We start from the raw sequence: 22,351 nt of genomic DNA on the forward strand, positions 1-22,351 counted from the left end.
TTTAATAAGTTATTTGGTATAATTATATTGTAAGAATATATTATTAGGAGGCCATAACATGGTTAAAAAGGTTGTTTCAGATTTAGAGTTAAAAGATAAAAAAGTACTCGTGCGTGCTGATTTCAATGTACCGATGAAAGATGGGAACATTACGAACGATAATCGTATCGTTGAAGCATTACCTACTATTAAATATATTATCGAACAAGGCGGGAAAGTGATATTATTCTCTCACCTTGGTAAAGTGAAAACCGAAGAAGATAAGGCGAATTTATCACTTCAACCTGTAGCAAATCGTTTATCAGAACTACTCGAAAAAGATGTTCAGTTTGTAGCTGAAACACGTGGAGAAAAGTTAGAATCAGCAATTAATGCATTACAATCAGGTGAAGTATTATTATTCGAAAACACACGTTTCGAAGATGTTGATGGTAAGAAAGAAAGTAAGAACGATGCGCAACTTGGGAAGTATTGGGCATCACTTGGAGATGTATTTGTGAATGATGCGTTCGGTACTGCCCACCGTGAGCATGCATCGAACGTTGGTGTTGCGACACATATAGATACTGCTGCAGGATTCTTGATGGAAAAAGAAATTAAGTTTATCGGTGGTGTCGTTGAAAAACCAGAACGTCCTTTCGTTGCCATTTTAGGTGGTGCGAAAGTATCAGATAAAATCGGTGTTATCGAGAACTTATTAGAAGTAGCTGATAAAGTATTGATCGGTGGCGGCATGGCGTACACTTTCTTAAAAGCGCAAGGCAAAGAAATCGGTCATTCATTATTAGAGGAAGATAAAATTGACTTAGCGAAAGGTTTAATGGAACGTGGTAAAGATAAACTTGTTTTACCTGTTGATGCGAAAGTGACAAAAGAGTTCTCAAATGATGGAGAAATAGAAGCAGTAGCAATCGATCACATTCCAGCTGATTTACAAGCTTTAGATATCGGTCCTAAAACAGTTGAATTATTTGGCAAAGAACTTGAAGGCGCTAAAACTGTCGTATGGAACGGACCGATGGGTGTATTCGAAATGAGTAATTTTGCGAAAGGTACCGTAGGAGTATGTAAAGCAATTGCTGAATTGAAAGACGCGACTACAATTATCGGCGGTGGAGATTCAGCAGCAGCAGCAATGGACCTTGGATTCGCAGATAAGTTCACGCATATCTCAACAGGCGGCGGCGCTTCGTTAGAGTACTTAGAAGGTAAAGAACTACCAGGTATTAAATCAATTTCTGACAAATAAAAAGGAGTTTTTATAAATGAGAAAACCAATTATCGCAGGAAACTGGAAAATGAACAAAACGGTAAAAGAAGCGAAAGCATTTGTTTCAAGCTTACCAGAGTTACCGGCAGAAGGTGTTGATGCAGTAATCTGTGCACCACATATTCAATTAGATGCAATTATTTCTGCTGATGTTAAAAACTTACAAGTTGGTGCTCAAAATTGTTATTTTGAAGATAGCGGTGCATTCACTGGCGAAACATCTCCAGCAGCATTAAAGGATCTAGGTGTACAGTATGTAGTTTTAGGACATTCTGAACGTCGTGAATATTTTAGTGAAACAGACGAAGATATTAATAAGAAAGCATTGGCTGTATTTAAACATGGGATGACACCAATCATTTGTTGTGGTGAAACAGACGAAGAACGTGAATCAGGTCAGTTTGAAGCTAAAGTAGGTGCTCAAGTAAGCAACGCGCTTAAAGGTTTTGACGCTGAACAAGTGAAGCAGCTTGTTATTGCCTATGAACCTATCTGGGCAATCGGAACAGGTAAATCTGCAACAAGTGAAGATGCTGAAGCAAGCTGTAAGTTCGTGCGTTCAGTTGTGGAAAAAGACTTCGGTAAAGATGCAGCTGCAGCTGTGCGTATCCAATACGGCGGATCTGTTAAACCAGGTAATATTAAGGAATATATGGCAAACGAAAACATCGATGGTGCATTAGTAGGTGGCGCATCGTTAGAAGTGGATTCTTTTGTTCAATTGTTAGAAGGTGCTAAGTAATGAAAAGCCCGACAGCTTTAATCATTTTAGATGGTTTTGCAAACCGTAAAGAAACATTTGGGAATGCAGTCGCTCAAGCACATAAACCAAATTTTGACCGTTACTACAATCAATATCCACATAGCGAACTGAAAGCATGTGGATTGGATGTAGGATTGCCTGAAGGACAGATGGGGAATTCTGAAGTGGGCCATTTAAACATTGGAGCAGGCCGTGTTGTCTATCAGTCTTTGACACGTATCAATAAATCGATTGAAGATGGTGACTTCTTTAAGAATCAGGTGCTGCTAGACGCAATGCAGCATGTGAAAGAGAATCATACAGTGCTGCACTTAATGGGATTACTCTCTGATGGTGGCGTGCATAGTCACTATGAACATTTATTTGCGTTACTTAAACTTGCGAAAGAGCAAGGGGTGGACAAGGTTTATGTGCATGCGTTTTTAGATGGTCGCGATGTCGGTCAGCAGACAGCGCTTAAGTATATCGAGACAACTGAAAAGCAGTTTGAAGAGATTGGTATCGGTCAATTTGCTTCTGTTTCTGGTCGTTACTATGCGATGGATAGAGACAAACGCTGGGATCGTGAGCAATTAGCATATGATGCTATGACATACGGAAAAGGTGTAGAATATAGTTCAGCCGCTGCAGGTGTAGAAGCAAGTTATGCAGAAGGTGTAAATGATGAGTTCGTTGTTCCGTTTGTGGTTAAAGACCACGAAAAAGGAGAAGAGAACACGGGTGTAAACGACGGAGATGCGATGATTTTCTTCAACTTCAGACCTGACCGTGCAGCACAGCTTTCAGAAGTATATACGAATGAAGAATTTGACGGCTTCAAGATGGATAAGCGTCTAATCGGGATTAAGTTCGTAACATTTACTAAGTACAACGATCAAGTGAAAGCAGATGTTGTGTTTGAAAAGGTAGATTTAGTGAACACAATCGGTGAAGTCGCAGCAAGTAACAACTTGACACAACTGCGTATCGCTGAAACAGAAAAGTATCCGCACGTCACTTACTTTATGAGTGGTGGACGTAATGATGAGTTTCCAGGCGAACGTCGTGTGTTGATAAATTCACCGAAAGTTGCAACCTACGACTTACAGCCTGAAATGAGTGCATATGAAGTACGCGATGCATTGCTTGCTGAACTTGATAAAGGCGATTTAGATTTAATTATTTTAAACTTTGCTAATCCTGATATGGTTGGACATTCTGGCATGCTGGAACCAACGATTAAAGCGATTGAAGCGGTGGATGAATGTCTAGGTGCAGTAGTAGACAAGATCTTGGAAATGCAAGGGACAGCGATTATTACAGCTGATCACGGTAATTCGGATGAAGTGGTAAAGCTTGATGGTAGTCCGATGACAGCACATACAACAAATCCAGTACCTGTGATTGTGACGCGTGAAGGTATTACGTTGCGTGACGGCGGCCGTCTAGCTGATCTAGCACCGACATTAGTCGATTTATTGGGTGTTGAACAACCTGAAGATATGACTGGTGAGTCGTTGATTCAAAAAGGTTAATGTGATACAGAAAATGAAATACAAATAATTGATTATTTCAATTAAATCAATAATAATAAATAAGAACACAAATTGAGAGGAGTTTTTATAAATGCCAATTATTACAGATGTTTATGCACGCGAAGTATTAGATTCAAGAGGTAACCCTACAATTGAGGTAGAAGTATTTACTGAAAGTGGCGCACTAGGGCGTGCATTAGTACCATCAGGAGCTTCAACAGGTGAACACGAAGCAGTAGAACTACGTGATGGTGATAAAGACCGTTATATGGGTAAAGGTGTTTTAAAAGCTGTAGAAAACGTAAATGAAATTATCGCACCTGAGATTATTGAAGGTGACTTCTCGGTACTTGATCAAGTATCAATCGACAAAATGATGATCGCATTAGATGGTACAGATAATAAAGGTAAATTAGGTGCCAATGCAATTTTAGGTGTCTCTATCGCTGTAGCTCGTGCTGCTGCTGACTACTTAGGTATGCCTTTATACAAATATCTAGGTGGATTTAACGGTACTGAATTACCAGTTCCGATGATGAACATCGTTAACGGTGGTTCTCACTCAGATGCACCGATCGCATTCCAGGAGTTCATGGTATTACCAGTAGGGGCACCAAACTTCAAAGAAGCATTACGCTGGGGCGCTGAAATTTTCCACAACTTAGCGAAAATCTTAAAAGGCCGTAATTTATCTACTGCTGTAGGTGATGAAGGTGGATTCGCACCGACATTTGAAGGTACTGAAGATGCTGTTGAAACAATTTTAGAAGCGATTAAAGCTGCAGGACTTGAGCCAGGTAAAGATGTATTCTTAGGATTTGACTGTGCTGCTTCTGAGTTCTTCGAAAACGGTGTATATGACTACGCTAAATTTGAAGGTGAAAACGGTAAAAAACGTACTTCTGCTGAACAAGTAGATTATTTAGAAGAATTAGTAAACAAATATCCAATCATCACAATTGAAGATGGTATGGATGAAAATGACTGGGAAGGCTGGAAAGCATTAACAGATCGTTTAGGCAATAAGGTACAACTTGTTGGTGATGATTTATTCGTTACGAACACTAAGATTTTAGAACGTGGTATTAACGAAGGCGTTGGTAACTCAATCTTAATTAAAGTGAACCAAATCGGTACTTTAACTGAAACATTCGAAGCAATCGAAATGGCTCAAAAAGCTGGGTACACTGCAGTTGTTTCACACCGTTCTGGTGAAACTGAAGATACTACAATTGCGGATATCGCAGTTGCAACAAACGCTGGACAAATTAAAACAGGTTCATTATCACGTACTGACCGTATTGCGAAATACAATCAATTGTTACGTATTGAAGATGAATTATTTGAAACTGCAAAATTTAAAGGTTTAAATGCATTCTACAACTTAAATAAGTAATTATATTTATAAAGGAGAGGCGTGACGACGTCTCTTCCTTTTTTTATGTATATATGGTAAAATGTTAAAAGTTATCATATAGGAGGACCACTCATGAATACGCTATTAACCGTTTTATTAATTATAGATTGTTTCGTATTAATCACAGTTGTACTTTTACAAGAAGGTAAGAGCAGTGGTTTATCAGGTGCGATCAGCGGCGGTGCTGAGACACTTTTCGGTAAACAAAAACAACGTGGTGTAGAATTAATATTAAATAGAATCACAATTGTTGCATCGGTATTATTATTCTTAATTACTATTGCTATTGGTTACTTTAATATTTAAAACAGGTCCGGACAATCGCGTTCGGGCTTTTTTATTTTAAATCTGTTCGAAAAAACTTACAATAGTAGATGAGGTTATTAAAAGGAGAATGTATTATGAAAATGAGATTACCAGAACCGTTCTTTTTTGAAGAGGGAAAAAGAGCAGTCCTATTATTACATGGGTTTACAGGAAATTCATCAGATGTGAGACAACTTGGAAGATTCCTGCAGAAAAAAGGTTATACAAGTTATGCACCGCACTATGAAGGTCACGGGGTACCCCCGGAAGAACTGCTTGCATCTAGTCCCCACGTATGGTGGAGCCAAGTCCTAGAAGCTTATGATTTCTTAGTTGAAAAAGGGTATAATGAAATTGCAGTAGCAGGACTATCGCTTGGTGGTGTCTTCGCTTTGAAACTGGCGCAATATCGTGATGTGTTAAGTGTAGCTACAATGTGCAGTCCGATGTATATTAAGACAACTGGCAATATGTATGAAGGTGTCCTGGCATATGCACGTGAATTTAAGAAGCGTGAAGGTAAACCTGAAACTCAGATTAATCAGGAAATGGAAAATTTCCATCCGACAGATATGCTTGTAGATTTACAAATGACGATTCAAGATGTCCGAGATACAGTAGATAATGTATACGCACCACTGTTTGTAGCTCAAGGTAGACTAGATACGATGATTAATCCAGATTCAGCGAACATCATCTACAATGAAGCAGGAAGCGATGACAAAGAAATGCATTGGTATGAACAAAGTGGTCACGTTATAACAATAGATAAAGAAAAAGAACAGTTATTTGAAGATTATCATCAGTTTTTAGAACAATTAGACTGGTCAAATTAAAGGAGGAATTATATGCATCTGTATGAACATGAAGTAATTGCATATTTAAAATCATTAAAGGGTAGTGCAGTTACGATAGAAGCAATAGAAGCGCATCTAAATCTTGAGAGTGCAGATGCATTTAAAGATTTAGTTAAAACGCTTGTACATTTAGAACAAACAGGAAAATTGAGTCGCACGAAAAACGATAAGTACTACATTGCATTTGATGGTAGTAAAGCACTCGTAAAAGGAACACTGAGTCAGCATAAGAAAGGTTTTGCATTCGTAAGAGCAGAGGACGAAACAGTAGATGATGTATTTATTCCACCGAATAAGATTAATCGTGCTATGGATGGAGATACGGTACTCGTGAGCGTATCAAAGGCGCGAGATGGTCGTAATGAAGGTGAAGTAAAGGCAATTGAAAAGCGTGCAATTACTCAAGTTGTCGGTACTTATACTGAAGCGAAACATTTCGGTTTTGTATTACCCGACGACTCAAGAATTACACAAGATATCTTTATTCCAAAAGGTAAAAATTTAGGGGCAGTTGAAGGTCATAAAGTACTCGTAGAACTTACGCAGTATGCTGATGGTACGAATAATCCTGAAGGTATGGTAAAAGCCATTCTTGGTCATAAAAATGATCCAGGCGTTGATATATTATCGATAATTTATCAACACGGGATTAATATTGAATTCAATCCAGCGACGATTGAAGAAGCTAATAATGTACCAGATGAAATCAGTCCCTCAGAAATCACAGGAAGAACGGATTTACGTGACGTTCTGACGATTACAATTGATGGAGCCGATGCAAAAGACTTAGATGATGCAATCAGCGTTGATAAGCTGGATAATGGGAACTACCGTTTAATCGTCTCTATTGCTGATGTCAGCCACTATGTAACAGAAGGATCTAGTCTTGATGCAGATGCATATGAACGTGGCACAAGTGTGTATCTAGTGGACCGCGTAATTCCGATGATACCACATCGACTCAGCAATGGTATTTGTTCACTTAATCCACACGCAGACCGTTTAACATTAAGCTGTGAGATGGAAATCACACCAAATGGACATACTGTAAATCATAAAATCTATGAAAGTGTGATACATTCGGACGAACGTATGACTTATGATGACGTGAATGCAATATTAGAGGATAAGGATGAAGCTTTAATCAATAAATATGCACATATTCATGAACTACTATTACACGCCAAAGATTTAGCAGCGATTCTTAAACGTATGCGCGAAGCACGTGGAGAGATTGATTTCGATTTAAAAGAAGCAAAGATATTAGTAGATGAAGACGGCGTTCCTAGAGAAGTAGTGATAAGAGATAGAGGGCTCGGTGAGCGCTTGATTGAATCCTTTATGCTTGCAGCAAATGAAACAGTTGCAGAACACTTTGCAAAGATGAAAGTACCGTTCATCTATCGCGTACATGAAGAACCGAAAGCGGATCGCCTGAAACGTTTCTTTGAGTTTATTACAAACTTCGGTATATTAGTTAAGGGTGGCACAGAGAATATTCATCCGAAAACGTTGCAGAATATCGGTAACGAAATTCATGGTAAACCTGAAGAACTCGTTATCTCGACACTTATGCTGCGCTCGATGCAACAGGCGAAGTATTCAGAAGAAAACTTAGGTCATTTTGGATTATCAGCTGAATATTATACGCACTTCACATCCCCGATACGACGTTATCCAGATTTAATCGTGCACAGACTGATTCGTAAATATTTGTTCGAGAAATCTATGGACGATAAAGCACAGGATTTCTGGGCAGAAGCATTGATCGAGATTAGTGAACATACTTCTAAACGAGAACGCCGTGCCATCGATGCCGAACGTGATACAGATGATCTGAAGAAGGCAGAATACATGGTGCAGCATATCGGTGAAGAATTTGACGGGATTATCAGCAGTGTTGCAAACTTCGGTATGTTCGTTGAACTTGAGAATACAATCGAAGGTATGGTTCATAATTCAAACATGACAGACGATTACTATAACTTTGATGAACGTCATATGGCGATGATTGGTGAACGTCACGGTAAAGTATACAGAATCGGTCAGAAAGTGCGCGTAAAAGTTGTGAATGTCAACGTTGATGAACGCATGATTGACTTTGCGATTGTTGGTATGGATATGAAGAAGATTGAAGATAAGATTCGCGAAGTGAAAATTAAAGCGAAAAGGAACACAAAATCATCTGATGAAAAACCGCAAAAAAAAGGACGCGGTAAAGCGCGTGGCACAGAAATGAGTAAGAAGCATAAAAATAAGAAACCGTTCTATAAAGCGAAAGCGGTGAAAAATTCAGGACGTAGAAAGAAGAAGTAGAGGTGACGTTATGCCTAAAGGAACCGGAAAAGTATTAGCACAAAATAGAAAAGCGAGTCACGATTATACGATTGAAGAAACGATAGAAGCGGGAATCGAACTTAAAGGAACAGAAATTAAGTCCATTCGACGTGGAAGCGCAAACTTACGTGATTCCTATGCACGCGTGTATAATGGTGAAATGTATGTCTACAATATGCACGTTGCACCTTATGAAGAGGGTAATCGATTTAACCATGATCCACTTAGAACACGCAAGTTACTATTGAAAAGAAAACAGATCGATAAACTGTTTGGACAGACTCGTGAACAAGGCTACACGCTTGTACCACTGAAGCTATATATTAAAAACGGCTACTGCAAGATGCTGATCGGTGTAGCGAAAGGTAAGAAAGACTACGACAAGCGTCATGCCCTAAAAGCAAAAGAAGCGAAACGTGAAATGGACCGTGCAATGAAAGAAAGATATTAGAATAAGTACGACCTGCTTATGTGGCAGGTCGTATTTTGATGTGTGAGATTAAGATGAAGTAGCGATTGCTGCTGAAGATGGCTCATAAATAAAAAACATGAGCCAAGATGAGGGTATACTGCTGAAGATGGCCCATAAATAAAAAACATGGGCCAAGATGAATGCCGAGAGCAGGGTATGGTGCTGAGGATGGCCCATGAATTAAAAACATGGGCCAAGATGAATACCAAGAACAGGGTATAGTGCTGAGGATGGCTCATAAATAAAAAACATGGGCCAAGATGAATGCCAAGAGCAGGGTATACTGCTGAAGATGGCCCATAAATAAAAAACATGGGCCAAGATGAATACCAAGAACAGGGTATACTGCTGAAAATGGCCCATAAATAAAAAACATGAGCCAAGATGAATGCCGAGAGCAGGGTATGGTGCTGATTATGGCTCCTAAATAAAAAACATGGGCCAAGATGAATGCCGAGATGAGGGTATACTGCTGAAGATGGCCCATAAATAAAAAACATGGGCCATCTTCAATGCAATCATTTTTCTTGATACTCACTTATAATTTTGTTATATTAGAAAATGCTAGTTAGAAAATACTAACCACGGGGGCGTTACGGATTCGACAGGGGTCACTTGGGCTGGTATAGCGTGTCGGAGGGTTGTCTTCGTCATCAACACAACAGTTTATAATAACTGGCAAAACAAACAATTTCGCAGTAGCTGCCTAATCGCACTCTGCACCTCTCTCAAGCATCGCCTATGTGCCTGATGTAGAGGTTCAACTTAAGTAGGATACGCTGTACACCTCCGCTTGCGGTCTGTACAGAAGAGATTAATCGAGCTAGCTATTAACCAGGATGTCCGTTTTCAGGTTAATAGCGAAACTTAATAACAGGACTACACACGTAGAAGTATCAGCTGCAGGATCCTTGGACGCGGGTTCGACTCCCGCCGTCTCCATACATTAGCCTATAACACCAAGTGTTATAGGCTATTTATTTTGTGCTATATTGGTTATAGACGAACAAAGGAGGATGTTATGAATAATTTTATGAATGGTCTAGCGGTTATATTGTTTATTGCATTTTTACTGTCATTTGTTATACCGTCAATCGATGATTATAAGTATTATTTCTTAGGATTGGCAGTATTGTTATCGATATTAACATTATCACAAGAAGTGAAACGATCTGATAAATAGGTGAGTATAAGCAAAGTGGCGCGTGTATAAATTTACGAGCCACCTCGAGACATCACATCATCAACCGAATGCATAAATTAATAACCGTTAATCACGCGGGTTAACGGTTATTTCTTTCGTGTCATGATTAATTGCTATAGCAATCTGGTTACTGTTGTTCGGATTGGTGAAAGCAACAGGTTCTCCATTATTAAATTCAATGATATCAAGAATACTATGACTTTTGTAAATAGGTTTCGTTACTGCGATATAAGATTTATTTTCTACTAATCGAATCGGAATTTTAGTATTATTCGTTAATGACCAGCCTGGTAAATATTTAAGATTGAATGTATTTTTCATAGTATCACCTTTAAGTTAAATTTGTGTTCCGCCATTTAAATTGAGATACAAATTTAAAATGAGGTTATTTTCATATAATAAAGAACAAAGATGTTGTAGAATGGAGAAAACAGCTCGTTTCAAACACATATATACATTTTACCACAGTTTCGGGCTTTCATTTGAGGAGGATTTAAATTGAGTGATAAAGGTTTAGCGATTCCAAAGATTATCGTTACATTATCAGATGTGCAAAATAAGGATAATATTCATGTAAAAGAGGCTGAGGAAAACAGTGCTTTCTTTGATATTATTGAGTACCGTGCAGATTTAAAGGTGATGACAATAGCGGATTATAAAGATGAACTTCTATATATTAGAAGCCGTTTTCCAAATAAGAAGATGTTGTTTACATATCGTATGTTCGATGATAGAGACCGAGCAACGATAGAAGCTGCAGATTATTATGAGATTATTAAGTTTATAATTTCAAATGACCTCTGTGATATTATTGATATTGATTTAATGATTTATGAACAATACATGACAGATTTATTACAGCTCGCGCGTCAGCATCAAATTGAAGTACTGATCAGTCATCATGAATTTCAGTACACACCTCGTATAAAAGATATGCTTGCGATGTACAAGAAGATGATTACACTAGATGCAGATTACTGTAAGCTTGCAGTAATGCCTCATGATGGTAAAGATGTGCTGAATCTAATGGATGCAGTGTATGAAACGAAGCAAGCTTATGATACGAATGTTATTGGTATAGCGATGGGTGAAATCGGTAAGATAACACGACTTGCATGTGGTGTATTTGGTTCGTCAATGACGTTTGGCTATGTAGGTGAACCTGTAGCACCAGGACAGATTCATGTACGTGATCTGCATCATCGGCTTGCACTGTATTAAGTTTACAAATGAACATCCTTTTACTATAATTGATAATAGTTATCAATTAGTGTGAGAGGATGTTTTTTATGGAATTAAAACAGGCAATTAAAGAGAGAAGAAGTATTAAGCAATATGAAGATACGACAGTTGACGACAGCGTGGTTAAGGATTCTATCGAACTCGCGACATATACACCAAACCATGGTATGCGTGAACCGTGGCGTGTAGTATGGGTGAAGAAAGAACGCTTAGCTGATTTTGGACAATTGTTTGCTGATATCGCATTTAAAAACAATGAAGAGAAGTATCAGACGCATATTGAAACAGTTAAAAAGTTAGCTGGAGTACTCGTCATAGTTGGAAAACGCGATCGTCGTCAGAAAGAAAACTTCGAAGATTTACTTGCAGTTGGCGGGTTTATGCAGACACTATCACTCGCTCTATTTGAAAACGGTGTTGGTAGCTGCATAAAAACACAGCCCCCCTATCTAAATCCAAAAATGAACGATGCATTAAATGTTCAAGATGATGAAATAATCTATGGTGTAATTTATTTAACAGCACAAACTGAAGCACCGCACAAGGAGAGAAAGAAAGAAAACTTGATTACGCTATTTTAAAATAAAAACTGCGCATCCAGTTAACCGGACGCGCAGTTTTTTGTTATTTTGTTAAATGTTCTGCTAGAAATGCTTTCACTGATTCAGGTGTTTTGGCGTTCGCTGAATGCAAGTGTGCTAGCTTTTCACTATTCTTAAAAATTAAGATGCTTGGAATACCCATAACGTCGTTTTCATCTGCTGCTTCAGGCACTTGGTCACGATTAATCTTATACCAGTTATAGTTGTGATATTCGTCAACAATTGGATCGATCCAAAAGTCCATACGCGTACAGTCTGGGCACCAATCTGCGAAGAACTTGATAACAACAGGTTCCTCACTTGCAATAATTTCTTTAAACTCTTCGTATTGACTAATTGTTCTCACTTTTATTACTCCTTATATACTTTTCTTATATTATACTTCTTTTTAAGAAGTAAAGAAAAGAAAACGCTTAGTTGTCGTAATCTTACAAAGTTGTTATGATTGAGGTATCACATTCAGGAGGTTACATATGATTAAATTTTATCAGTTACCCAGCTGTACAACCTGTAGAAAAGCAGCAAAATACCTTGCGGATAATGGTGTGAGTTTCGAGCCGATTCACATTGTGGAACATACACCCACTGCAAAAGAGTTTGATACAATTATTAAGAATACTGGTGTTGATGTGGATTTATTATTCAACAGGCTAGGCACAAAGTATAAGGAGCTTGATTTAAAGGAAACATTGCCGGATAAATCGTATGAAGAGAAATTAGAGCTTCTTGCCTCAGATGGAATGCTTGTAAAACGTCCTTTAGCTGTAAATAAGGATAGAATCACTTTAGGATTCAAAGAAGCGGACTATAAACAAACTTGGTTATAAAAAAGATTGAAGATACGCTTACATTATGTCATTATAAAAGTGTTAAGTATTTTATTTATATGGAGGGCTTATAATGTCGAACTTAAAATTTTCAAAAGATCATGAGTGGGTTAAATTAGAAGATAACGTAAAAGTAATCGGAATTACAGACTTTGCACAATCAGAACTAGGGGATATCGTATTCGTTGAACTTCCTGAAGTAGGCGATGAAATTACTACTGGTTCACCATTTGGTAGCGTTGAGTCGGTTAAAACTGTTTCTGAATTATATGCTCCAATCTCAGGCAAAGTTGTTGAAGTTAACTCTGGATTAGAAGATTCTCCTGAATTAGTAAATGAATCTGCTATGGATCAAGCATGGATGATCAAAGTTGAAGCAGATGACAGCGAACTTGATGAATTAATGGATCAAGCGCAATATGATGAAATGATTAATGCATAAATGATATACTTTCCTTGATAATAAATTTATCAAGGATTTTTTAATATGACGAAAAAGGTGATGGAAAATGTCTGTAATTCAGAAGGTCATCGTGGTAGAGGGTAAGCGAGACAAGAAAAGATTACAAGAAGTATTAACGGAACCTGTACATATTATTTGCACGAATGGCACAATGGGTATCGAGAAGTTAGATGCCATGATTGAAGACTTGTATCATCATAAAGTGTATATCATGACCGACAGTGATAAAGCAGGGCGCAAGATCAGAGCGTGGTTTAAGCGTCATTTAAGCGAAGGACATCATATTTATATCGATTCAAAGTATGGTGAGGTGAGTAATTGTCCGCTTGATTACTTAGCGAAAGTTGTCAGTCGTCATGACTTTGAAATTAAAGAACAGTTTGAATGGAAAGGTAAGTCGCAACCTTATGAGTATCAGAACGCATTTGCAATCTAAAGATCTAGAAAGAATACAAGACAATTATATTATTTTTGGCTACACCCCTTTTTGTGGCACATGTAAACTCGCAGAAAAGATGCTGGATATCGTTAACATGTCACTGAAGCTGGATATATTAAAGCTGGATTTGAATTATTATGAATCCCTCAGTACACAGTATAAGATTTCAAGTGTACCTGTATTGCTCATCGTCAAAGACAATGAAGTCGTTGACACGATATTTCGATTTGAGTCTGTTACTTCAATATACGAAATATTATCGAAATCTATTGACGAATAATTCAATCTGCTTTATTATAAAAATCATTAACAAAACAATTTAATAGTTGCTCTTATCAAGAGAGGTGGAGGGATGTGCCCTTTGAAGCCCGGCAACCGTCTGAAAAGAAATGGTGCCAATTCACATAAAGTGTAAACTTTAGAAGATGAGAGAGTCGAATATATCACTATGTCGTCTTTCTTATGTATTTAAGGAAGACGACTTTTTATTTTAGGAGGATGCACGTGATTAAGTTAAATAATGTTGTAAAGACTTTTACAACGAAAAAAGGTGACATCACTGCTGTAGATCGTGTTTCACTGGATATTACGCAAGGTGAAATCTATGGAATCATCGGCTTTAGTGGTGCGGGTAAAAGTACGTTAATCCGTATGTTTAACGGTTTAGAAAAACCGACGTCTGGTGAAGTGGTGGTTGATAATGATATTATCAATCAACTTGATCAGAAAACATTGAATATGAAACGCCAGAAGATCTCGATGATCTTCCAGCACTTTAACTTATTGTGGTCGCGTACAGTGTATGACAATATTGCGCTGCCACTGGAAATTGCAGGTGTTAAGAAATTAGATATCGATGGTAAGGTGAAGTCATTAATCAATCTTGTTGGACTCAATGGTCGAGAAAATGCATATCCTTCCGAACTGTCTGGGGGTCAAAAACAGCGTGTAGGTATCGCGCGTGCACTGAGTAACGATCCGAAAGTACTGTTATGTGACGAAGCAACAAGTGCACTTGACCCTCAGACGACAGATGAAATTCTTGAACTGCTCGTTGATATCAACAAGAAACTGAACTTAACAATCGTGCTGATTACACACGAGATGGAAGTTATCCGTAAAATCTGCCATCGTGTCGCAGTGATGGAACACGGTAAGGTCGTTGAAGAAGGTTCAGTATTAAGTGTATTCAACAATCCACAGACGAACATTACGAAGCGCTTCGTAAAAGATGATATCTCTGACGAAGAACTGGAAGCTTCTATCAAGGAGATTAAAGCAGAGTATCCTGTAGGGACACTGCTTCGACTTAAGTTCATCGGTTCTGCTACAGGACAGCCGATTGTCAGTCAGGTGATACAGAAGTATGGTCTGGATATGAATATTCTGGCAGGTAACGTAAAGCATACACAAGCAGGCTCATTTGGACATTTAATCGTCCATTTAACGTCGGTGAATGGTGATCTTACGAAAATTGCGGATGAACTTAAGCGTCACGGTGTAGAAGTGGAGGTAGAACAAGATGCAAACTAGTTTTTTAGATACGCTTAAAGAGATGCTGAGCTTCAAAAATGTAATTTGGGCAGATGTATGGACAGCAACGGTAGAAACGTTGCAAATGACATTGATTGCAACCTTCTTTACATTTTTCTTCGGGTTGATTATCGGGATTATCTTATTCCTCACATCACGCAGTAACAATAAAGGAGTGCGCATCTTTTATTCCATCACTGCATTTTTAGTGAATTTATTCAGAGCGATACCATTTATCATTTTAATCTTGCTCCTGTTCCCGTTTACTAACTTAATTATGCAGACAATTAGTGGTGTAAAAGGCGCATTGCCGGCACTCATCATCGGAGCTTCACCATTTTATGCGCGACTCGTTGAAATTGCGATGAAAGAAATTGATAAGGGTGTTATTGAAGCGGTGCAGTCAATGGGTGCGAATACCTTTACATTAGTTCGTAAAGTATTGATTCCTGAAAGTTTACCGGCACTTGTGTCTGGTATTACAGTAACAGCAATCGCTTTAGTAGGGTCTACTGCCATTGCCGGGGTTATCGGTGCAGGTGGATTAGGGAACCTAGCTTATTTAGTAGGGTTCACTAGAGCACAGAATGATGTCATCTTAGTTTCGACAGTGTTAATATTACTGCTTGTATTTGCGATACAATTTATCGGTGATATAATCACAAAACGTATTGATAAACGATAATCAGTTCCAATGGAATTTGACTATAAATTAAATAACGGAAAGAGAGTGAATTAAATGAAAAAGTTTATATCATTATTATTTGTAGCTACATTAGTACTTGTACTTGCAGCTTGTGGAGGCAACGAAAAGAAAGCTTCTAAAGAAGACGATAAGACGATTACTGTCGGCGCTTCACCAGCACCGCATGCGGAATTACTTGAACAAGTTAAACCAGTATTAGAAAAAGAAGGCTATACTTTAAAGATTAAGACAATCAATGACTACACAACTCCGAACCGTTTCTTAGATGCAGGTGAGCTTGATGCAAACTTCTTCCAGCATACACCATACTTAGACACTGAGAAGAAAGCAAAAGGATATAAAATTGAATCAGCAGGTAACATCCATATCGAACCGATGGCTATCTACTCAAAGAAATATAAATCATTAAAAGAGCTTCCAGAAAACGCTGAAGTATTTGTATCAAATAACCCAGCTGAAGAAGGGCGTTTCTTATCATTCTTTACTGAAGCTGGATTAATCACATTGAACGATGGCGTAGATCCAGTAAAAGCTACGTTTAAAGATATTAAAGAAAATAAGAAGAACATTAAATTCAACAACAAGCAAAGTGCTGAATTCTTACCGAAATCATATAACAATGGTGAAGGTGATGCAGTGATCATTAACTCTAACTTTGCACTTGAAAATAAACTGAATCCATTAAAAGATTCAATTGCGATTGAAAAGAGTGATTCACCTTACGCAAACTTGATCGCGGTACAAGAAGGACACAAAGGTGATGCTAAAATTAAAGCTTTAGTGAAAGCATTACAATCTAAAGAAACACAAGATTTTATCAATAAAAAATATAATGGTGCTGTAATCCCGGCGAAATAATATTAGAAAAGATGAATGTTCCTATAGGAATATTCATCTTTTTTTATTATTTAATCTCATTTAATTCATATTCGTTCTCAATTACGTTATAATTAAAACTGTGATTTATGTCATAGGCCTTTGACCTTAGATTAAAATTATTATAAACTAGATGAGATGAAAATTTTATATAAATGGAGGACATCAATATGGTATCAGTATTAGAAATTAAAGATTTACACGTTGAGATAGAAGGTAAGGAAATTTTAAAAGGTGTGAACCTGACAATTAAGCAAAATGAAATACATGCAATCATGGGTCCTAACGGTACAGGTAAATCAACTTTATCTGCTGCAATCATGGGTCATCCGAAATATACAGTGACTCAAGGTGAAGTATTACTTGATGGTGAGAACGTATTAGAGATGGAAGTTGACGAACGTGCGCAAGCAGGTCTTTTCTTAGCAATGCAGTATCCATCAGAAATTTCAGGTGTGACAAACGCGGACTTCTTACGTTCAGCAATTAATGCGAAACGTGAGGAAGGTAAGGAAATCAACTTAATGCAATTTATCAAGAAATTAGATAAAAACATGGAGTTCTTAGAAATGGATCTTGATATGGCACAACGTTATTTAAACGAAGGATTCTCTGGTGGGGAAAAGAAACGTAACGAAATTCTTCAGTTAATGATGTTAGAACCTAAATTTGCGATTTTAGATGAAATTGACTCAGGTTTAGATATCGATGCGCTTAAAGTTGTATCAAAAGGAATCAACGAGATGCGCGGAGAAAACTTCGGCTGCTTAATTATCACGCATTACCAACGTCTATTAAACTATATTACTCCAGACCACGTTCACGTAATGATGCAAGGTCGCGTTGTAAAATCAGGTGGAGAAGAACTTGCACAACGTCTTGAAAAAGAAGGATACGACTGGATCAAACAAGAGTTAGATATTCAAGATGAAACTGTAGACGCATAAACCTGATTAAACATATAGGAGGATATATTCATGAGCAATACGATAGATTTTACACAAGAAATATTAACGGATCTTTCAGCAGCACGTAAAGAACCATCATGGATGCAAAATTTACGTCAAGATGCACTTAATAAATTAAATACAATCGAAATGCCAAAGCCAGATAAAACGAAACTGGATAAATGGAATTTCGATGTGCATCATAAAGTAGTAGAAAGCGAAACTTTTACGTCTAAAGAAGCGTTACCTGAATCTGTTAAAGCACTAATCGATTTAGAGAACACGCATAACTTAATTGTTCAACACAACAACACACCTGCATTCATTGAAATTGAGGAGAAACTTCAATCTCAAGGTGTTATCATTACCGATATACAAACAGCGCTTACAGAACACGGTGAACTTGTAGAGCAATATTATATGACAGATGCTGTTAAAGTTGATGAGCATCGTTTAACGGCTCTTCATGCCGCTATGATGAATGGTGGATTATTTATCTATGTGCCACGTAACGTCGTTATTGAACATCCTGTTCAATACATCGTGCTACACGATAATGAAGATGCGAACCTGTTCAACCACGTTATAATCGTAGCTGAAGAAAGTTCAGAAGTAACATACGTTGAAAATTACTTATCTGGTGTTACATCAGCTAAAGGTCACCTTAACATCATTTCAGAAGTTATCGCTAAAGATAATGCGAAAGTAAACTACGGTGCAGTAGACTTCTTGAATAAAGATTTAGTTGGACATGTCATTCGTCGTGGTATTGCAAGTCGTGACGCAGTTATTGACTGGGCACTAGGATTGATGAATGATGGTGATACGATTCATGATAATACGACTTACTTAATGGGAGATGACTCTAAGAGCCACCTTAAAATTGTAGTTGTTGGTCGCGGTTCACAAAAATTAAACTTTACATCACAAATTATTCAGTACGGCAAACGTTCTGAGGGTCATATTTTAAAACATGGTGTAATGAAAGACAGCGCATCATCTATCTTTAACGGTATCGGACACATTAAACACGGTGGAACGAAAGCGGATGCACAACAAGAATCACGTGTATTAATGCTCTCTGAGAAAGCCCGTGGAGATGCAAATCCAATTCTATTAATTGATGAAGATGATGTAACAGCAGGACACGCGGCATCTGTTGGTCGTGTTGATCCGCTGCAACTCTTCTACTTGATGAGTCGAGGTATTTCTAAACAAGAAGCAGAGCGTCTCGTAATTCATGGATTCTTAGCGCCTGTTGTTAATGCATTACCGATTGAAGCAGTTAAGAAACAATTAACAGAAGTAATTGAGTCTAAAGTTACTGGTAAATAAATACGTTTGAAAGGTCTTGATAGTGTGACCAATTTAAATATACAAGCAATTCGTAAAGATTTTCCGATTCTTTCAGAAGTGGTCAATGATAGACCACTCGTTTATCTTGATTCTTCTGCAACGAGTCAGAAACCAAAGAGCGTCATCGATAAAACAGTAGAATATTATACGCATATGAACGCAAACGTTCACCGTGGTGTGCATACACTTGGGACTCGTGCAACGGATGGTTACGAAGGGGCACGTGAGACCGTTCGTAACTTCATCAATGCAAAGTACTTCGAAGAAATTATTTTTACACGTGGGACAACGACAGCGCTCAATCTTGTTGCTCAGAGTTTTGGCGATCGCGTAATCGAAGCTGGTGATGAAATTCTCATTACTGAGATGGAACACCATGCAAACCTAGTACCTTGGCAACAGCTTGCAAAGCGTAAAGATGCAGTACTGAAGTATATTCCACTAAACGAAGACGGTACGATTTCTCTAGATTCCGTTAAAGACGCATTGACAGATAAAACGAAGATTGTATCGATAGCCCATGTTTCTAATGTATTAGGAACAATTAATGATATACAGGCCATCACAGAACTTGTACATGCACAGGGTGCCTATATGGTCGTTGATGGTGCACAGTCTGTTCCCCATATGAAAGTTGATGTCCAGGCGCTTGGATGTGATTTCTTTGCTTTTAGTGGACACAAGATGTGTGGCCCGACAGGAATCGGTGTGTTATATGGTAAGAAAGCATTACTTGATAAGATGGAACCGATAGAATTTGGTGGAGACATGATTGATTTTGTTGGATTACAAGACTCAACATGGACAGAACTACCGACGAAGTTCGAAGCAGGGACACCGCTTATTGCAGAAGCAGTTGGCTTAGCGGAAGCCATTAAATATTTAGAATCTATTGGTTTAGATAACATTCTAGAATATGAACATGAGTTAACAGCTTATGCTTACGAACAGATGTCAACAATCGAAGGACTTGAAATTTATGGCCCGACCGCTGATAAACGTGCAGGTCTTATTACTTTTAATCTTGAAGGCGTGCATCCACATGACTTAGCAACCGCTTTAGATAGTCATGGTATCGCGATCCGTGCGGGACATCACTGTGCTCAACCTCTTATGAAATGGTTAGGTCAGTCATCAACTGCACGTGCAAGTTTCTACATCTATAACACAAAAGAAGAAATCGATCAGCTAGTAACAAGCTTAAAAGAAACGAAGGAGTTTTTCAGTTATGAGTTTTAATAATTTGGATCAGCTATATCGTTCAGTTATTATGGACCATTATAAGAATCCTCGTAACAAAGGAATTATTGAAGATGGTACATTAACGATCGATATGAATAACCCGACTTGTGGGGATAGAATTCGTTTAACTTTAGATGTAGTCGATGATATCGTTAAAGATGTGAAGTTTGAAGGTGAAGGGTGTTCTATCTCAATGTCAAGTGCATCGATGATGACAGAAGCCATTAAAGGGAAATCAGTAAGTGAAGCACTTGGAATGGGAGAAGAATTCTCTAAGATGATGCTTGGAGAAGACTATACATTTGATGAAAGTGCTGGAGACATCGAAGCGCTTTCTGGTGTGGCGAAGTTCCCTGCACGTATTAAATGTGCAACACTTGCCTGGAAAGCATTGGAACGTGGCACGAAAGAAAACAATGATACACATGTCAGTGAAGAAATAGATGAATAAAATAAAAGGAGTGACGTCAATTGGCTAAAAAAGCACCTGAAGTTGGAGATTACAAATATGGTTTCCACGATAAAGACGTATCGATTTTCCGTTCAGAAAGAGGATTAACAGAGGATATTGTACGTGAAATTTCAAAGATGAAAGAAGAACCACAGTGGATGCTAGACTTCCGCTTAAAATCATTAAAGCAGTTCTATAAGATGCCGATGCCTACATGGGGTGGAGATCTATCAGAACTTAACTTCGATGAAATTACGTATTACGTAAAACCATCTGAACATACAGAGCGTTCATGGGATGAAGTACCTGAAGAAATTAAACAGACATTTGATAAATTAGGTATTCCAGAAGCTGAACAGAAGTATCTTGCAGGGGTATCAGCACAATATGAATCAGAAGTTGTATATCACAATATGCAAGAAGACCTTGAAGACCAAGGGATTATCTTTAAAGATACAGATTCAGCATTACGTGAAAACGAAGATATCTTTAAAGAACACTTTGCGTCAGTAATTCCACCTGCAGATAATAAGTTCTCTGCATTAAACTCAGCAGTATGGTCTGGTGGATCGTTTATCTATGTACCTAAAAACGTTAAACTTGAAACGCCGCTACAAGCTTACTTCCGTATTAACTCTGAAAATATGGGACAATTTGAACGTACATTAATCATCGTTGATGAAGGGGCAAGCGTGCATTACGTTGAAGGTTGTACAGCACCCGTTTATACGACGAATTCATTGCACTCAGCAGTCGTTGAAATTATCGTTAAAAAAGATGCTTACTGCCGTTATACAACAATTCAAAACTGGGCGAACAACGTATTCAACTTAGTTACGAAACGTACTTTCGTCTATGAGAATGGAACGATGGAATGGATTGATGGGAACATCGGTTCTAAACTTACGATGAAATATCCAGCATGTTACCTTCTAGGTGAAGGTGCACGTGGTATGACATTATCTATTGCCTTAGCAGGTAAAGGACAAGTTCAGGATCTTTGGAGCGAAGATGATGCATATGGCACCGAATACTTCTTCTACAATTGTTTCGAAATCAATTTCAAAACAAGGTGGTAAAGTAGTATACCGTGGTATCGTTCACTTCGGACGTAAAGCGACGGGTGCACGTTCAAACATCGAATGTGATACATTAATTATGGATAACGAGTCAACATCAGATACAATTCCATATAACGAAATGTTAAACGATAACATTTCATTAGAGCATGAAGCGAAAGTTTCAAAAGTATCTGAAGAACAACTATTCTATTTAATGAGCCGTGGTATCTCTGAAGAAGAAGCGACTGAGATGATCGTAATGGGCTTCATTGAGCCATTCACGAAAGAATTACCGATGGAATATGCGGTTGAGATGAACCGTTTAATTAAATTCGAAATGGAAGGCTCGATTGGATAATCTTCACATATAAAAAGATTGGGGTAACCCAATCTTTTTTATTTTTTCTAATTATCTATAGATTTTAAATGGAAGTTATTATAAGATTTTAATGTTGATATCACGGAG

General features: G+C 37.9%; 24 protein-coding genes, 1 other RNA gene, 1 pseudogene and 1 riboswitch. Of the genes and pseudogenes, 24 read left to right on the forward strand and 2 right to left on the reverse strand.

What is annotated here, in order from left to right; genetic code table 11:
- Positions 1-58 precede the first annotated feature (58 nt).
- The 10 genes from QA539_RS02920 to QA539_RS02965 all read left to right on the forward strand — a co-directional run bounded on the left by QA539_RS02920 (position 59) and on the right by QA539_RS02965 (position 10,119).
- Entirely contained in the window at positions 59-1,249 is a 1,191-nt protein-coding gene (locus QA539_RS02920; protein WP_283721804.1) for a phosphoglycerate kinase, read from the forward strand.
- A 16-nt stretch (positions 1,250-1,265) separates the two neighbouring features.
- On the forward strand, positions 1,266-2,012 hold the full coding sequence (gene tpiA, locus QA539_RS02925) for a triose-phosphate isomerase (RefSeq protein ID WP_219494115.1): 747 nt from the start codon (positions 1,266-1,268) through the stop codon (positions 2,010-2,012).
- Positions 2,012-3,547, forward strand: a complete 1,536-nt coding sequence (gene gpmI / locus QA539_RS02930) for a 2,3-bisphosphoglycerate-independent phosphoglycerate mutase (RefSeq protein ID WP_283721803.1) — start codon at positions 2,012-2,014, stop codon at positions 3,545-3,547. Before tpiA ends, gpmI begins: the two co-directional genes overlap by 1 nt.
- 91 nt (positions 3,548-3,638) lie before the next feature.
- On the forward strand, positions 3,639-4,943 hold the full coding sequence (gene eno, locus QA539_RS02935) for a phosphopyruvate hydratase (protein WP_219494118.1): 1,305 nt from the start codon (positions 3,639-3,641) through the stop codon (positions 4,941-4,943).
- Between the two features lie 93 nt (positions 4,944-5,036).
- Positions 5,037-5,270, forward strand: a complete 234-nt coding sequence (gene secG / locus QA539_RS02940) for a preprotein translocase subunit SecG (protein ID WP_012656434.1) — start codon at positions 5,037-5,039, stop codon at positions 5,268-5,270.
- 95 nt (positions 5,271-5,365) lie between these two features.
- Complete coding sequence (locus QA539_RS02945) at positions 5,366-6,106, forward strand: alpha/beta hydrolase (protein WP_283721801.1); 741 nt, start codon at positions 5,366-5,368, stop codon at positions 6,104-6,106.
- 12 nt (positions 6,107-6,118) lie between these two features.
- The gene (rnr, locus tag QA539_RS02950; RefSeq protein WP_219494123.1) at positions 6,119-8,443 is read left to right on the forward strand and encodes a ribonuclease R; all 2,325 of its coding nucleotides are present in this window, start codon (positions 6,119-6,121) and stop codon (positions 8,441-8,443) included.
- A gap of 10 nt (positions 8,444-8,453) precedes the next feature.
- Complete coding sequence (smpB, locus tag QA539_RS02955) at positions 8,454-8,915, forward strand: SsrA-binding protein SmpB (RefSeq protein WP_219494125.1); 462 nt, start codon at positions 8,454-8,456, stop codon at positions 8,913-8,915.
- Positions 8,916-9,522: 607 nt separating this feature from the next.
- Positions 9,523-9,881: a transfer-messenger RNA gene (gene ssrA, locus QA539_RS02960) on the forward strand.
- A 76-nt stretch (positions 9,882-9,957) separates the two neighbouring features.
- The gene (locus QA539_RS02965; RefSeq protein WP_158552752.1) at positions 9,958-10,119 is read left to right on the forward strand and encodes a hypothetical protein; all 162 of its coding nucleotides are present in this window, start codon (positions 9,958-9,960) and stop codon (positions 10,117-10,119) included.
- Positions 10,120-10,206: 87 nt separating this feature from the next.
- Here the strand turns inward: QA539_RS02965 and QA539_RS02970 are convergent, their stop codons facing one another.
- Positions 10,207-10,461, reverse strand: coding sequence for a hypothetical protein (locus QA539_RS02970; protein WP_283721799.1), 255 nt, complete (start codon positions 10,459-10,461; stop codon positions 10,207-10,209).
- Positions 10,462-10,638: 177 nt separating this feature from the next.
- Between QA539_RS02970 and aroD the strand changes: the two genes are divergently transcribed.
- Together aroD and QA539_RS02980 are read left to right on the forward strand one after the other, a co-directional pair.
- Positions 10,639-11,361 (forward strand): type I 3-dehydroquinate dehydratase, encoded by a 723-nt coding sequence (aroD, locus tag QA539_RS02975; RefSeq protein WP_413474257.1) that lies wholly within the window; start codon positions 10,639-10,641, stop codon positions 11,359-11,361.
- A 68-nt stretch (positions 11,362-11,429) separates the two neighbouring features.
- Entirely contained in the window at positions 11,430-11,963 is a 534-nt protein-coding gene (locus QA539_RS02980; protein WP_283721797.1) for a nitroreductase family protein, read from the forward strand.
- Positions 11,964-12,006: 43 nt separating this feature from the next.
- Here the strand turns inward: QA539_RS02980 and QA539_RS02985 are convergent, their stop codons facing one another.
- The gene (locus QA539_RS02985; protein ID WP_012656442.1) at positions 12,007-12,330 is read right to left on the reverse strand and encodes a thioredoxin family protein; all 324 of its coding nucleotides are present in this window, start codon (positions 12,328-12,330) and stop codon (positions 12,007-12,009) included.
- Between the two features lie 127 nt (positions 12,331-12,457).
- Between QA539_RS02985 and QA539_RS02990 the strand changes: the two genes are divergently transcribed.
- The 12 genes and pseudogenes from QA539_RS02990 to sufB all read left to right on the forward strand — a co-directional run bounded on the left by QA539_RS02990 (position 12,458) and on the right by sufB (position 22,243).
- Positions 12,458-12,811, forward strand: coding sequence for a Spx/MgsR family RNA polymerase-binding regulatory protein (locus QA539_RS02990; protein ID WP_219494133.1), 354 nt, complete (start codon positions 12,458-12,460; stop codon positions 12,809-12,811).
- A gap of 73 nt (positions 12,812-12,884) precedes the next feature.
- Positions 12,885-13,253 (forward strand): glycine cleavage system protein GcvH, encoded by a 369-nt coding sequence (gene gcvH, locus QA539_RS02995; protein ID WP_419895415.1) that lies wholly within the window; start codon positions 12,885-12,887, stop codon positions 13,251-13,253.
- A gap of 67 nt (positions 13,254-13,320) precedes the next feature.
- Positions 13,321-13,710 (forward strand): toprim domain-containing protein, encoded by a 390-nt coding sequence (locus tag QA539_RS03000; RefSeq protein ID WP_219494136.1) that lies wholly within the window; start codon positions 13,321-13,323, stop codon positions 13,708-13,710.
- On the forward strand, positions 13,682-13,993 hold the full coding sequence (locus QA539_RS03005; protein WP_099482557.1) for a thioredoxin family protein: 312 nt from the start codon (positions 13,682-13,684) through the stop codon (positions 13,991-13,993). The genes QA539_RS03000 and QA539_RS03005 overlap by 29 nt, the downstream gene beginning before the upstream one ends.
- A gap of 49 nt (positions 13,994-14,042) precedes the next feature.
- Positions 14,043-14,145, forward strand: a riboswitch (SAM riboswitch).
- A gap of 72 nt (positions 14,146-14,217) precedes the next feature.
- On the forward strand, positions 14,218-15,246 hold the full coding sequence (locus QA539_RS03010; protein WP_283721796.1) for a methionine ABC transporter ATP-binding protein: 1,029 nt from the start codon (positions 14,218-14,220) through the stop codon (positions 15,244-15,246).
- Positions 15,236-15,931, forward strand: a complete 696-nt coding sequence (locus tag QA539_RS03015; protein ID WP_120786594.1) for a methionine ABC transporter permease — start codon at positions 15,236-15,238, stop codon at positions 15,929-15,931. The genes QA539_RS03010 and QA539_RS03015 overlap by 11 nt, the downstream gene beginning before the upstream one ends.
- Before the next feature lie 54 nt (positions 15,932-15,985).
- A complete protein-coding gene (locus QA539_RS03020; protein WP_283721795.1) occupies positions 15,986-16,810 on the forward strand; it encodes a MetQ/NlpA family ABC transporter substrate-binding protein in 825 nt (274 codons plus the stop codon).
- A 188-nt stretch (positions 16,811-16,998) separates the two neighbouring features.
- Positions 16,999-17,775: a Fe-S cluster assembly ATPase SufC gene (sufC, locus tag QA539_RS03025; protein ID WP_120786592.1), complete on the forward strand. Its 777-nt coding sequence runs from the start codon at positions 16,999-17,001 to the stop codon at positions 17,773-17,775.
- A 30-nt stretch (positions 17,776-17,805) separates the two neighbouring features.
- A complete protein-coding gene (gene sufD / locus QA539_RS03030) occupies positions 17,806-19,110 on the forward strand; it encodes a Fe-S cluster assembly protein SufD (protein ID WP_219494141.1) in 1,305 nt (434 codons plus the stop codon).
- 24 nt (positions 19,111-19,134) lie between these two features.
- Positions 19,135-20,370: a cysteine desulfurase gene (locus tag QA539_RS03035; RefSeq protein WP_283721794.1), complete on the forward strand. Its 1,236-nt coding sequence runs from the start codon at positions 19,135-19,137 to the stop codon at positions 20,368-20,370.
- Positions 20,360-20,824, forward strand: coding sequence for a Fe-S cluster assembly sulfur transfer protein SufU (gene sufU / locus QA539_RS03040; protein WP_101140368.1), 465 nt, complete (start codon positions 20,360-20,362; stop codon positions 20,822-20,824). Before QA539_RS03035 ends, sufU begins: the two co-directional genes overlap by 11 nt.
- A gap of 20 nt (positions 20,825-20,844) precedes the next feature.
- Positions 20,845-22,243 (forward strand): annotated as a pseudogene (gene sufB / locus QA539_RS03045) (Fe-S cluster assembly protein SufB).
- The last annotated feature ends 108 nt before the right edge of the window (positions 22,244-22,351 follow it).

It is taken from the genome of Macrococcus psychrotolerans, assembly GCF_038095555.1.
GTDB classification, from domain to species: Bacteria; Bacillota; Bacilli; order Staphylococcales; family Staphylococcaceae; genus Macrococcoides; species Macrococcoides psychrotolerans.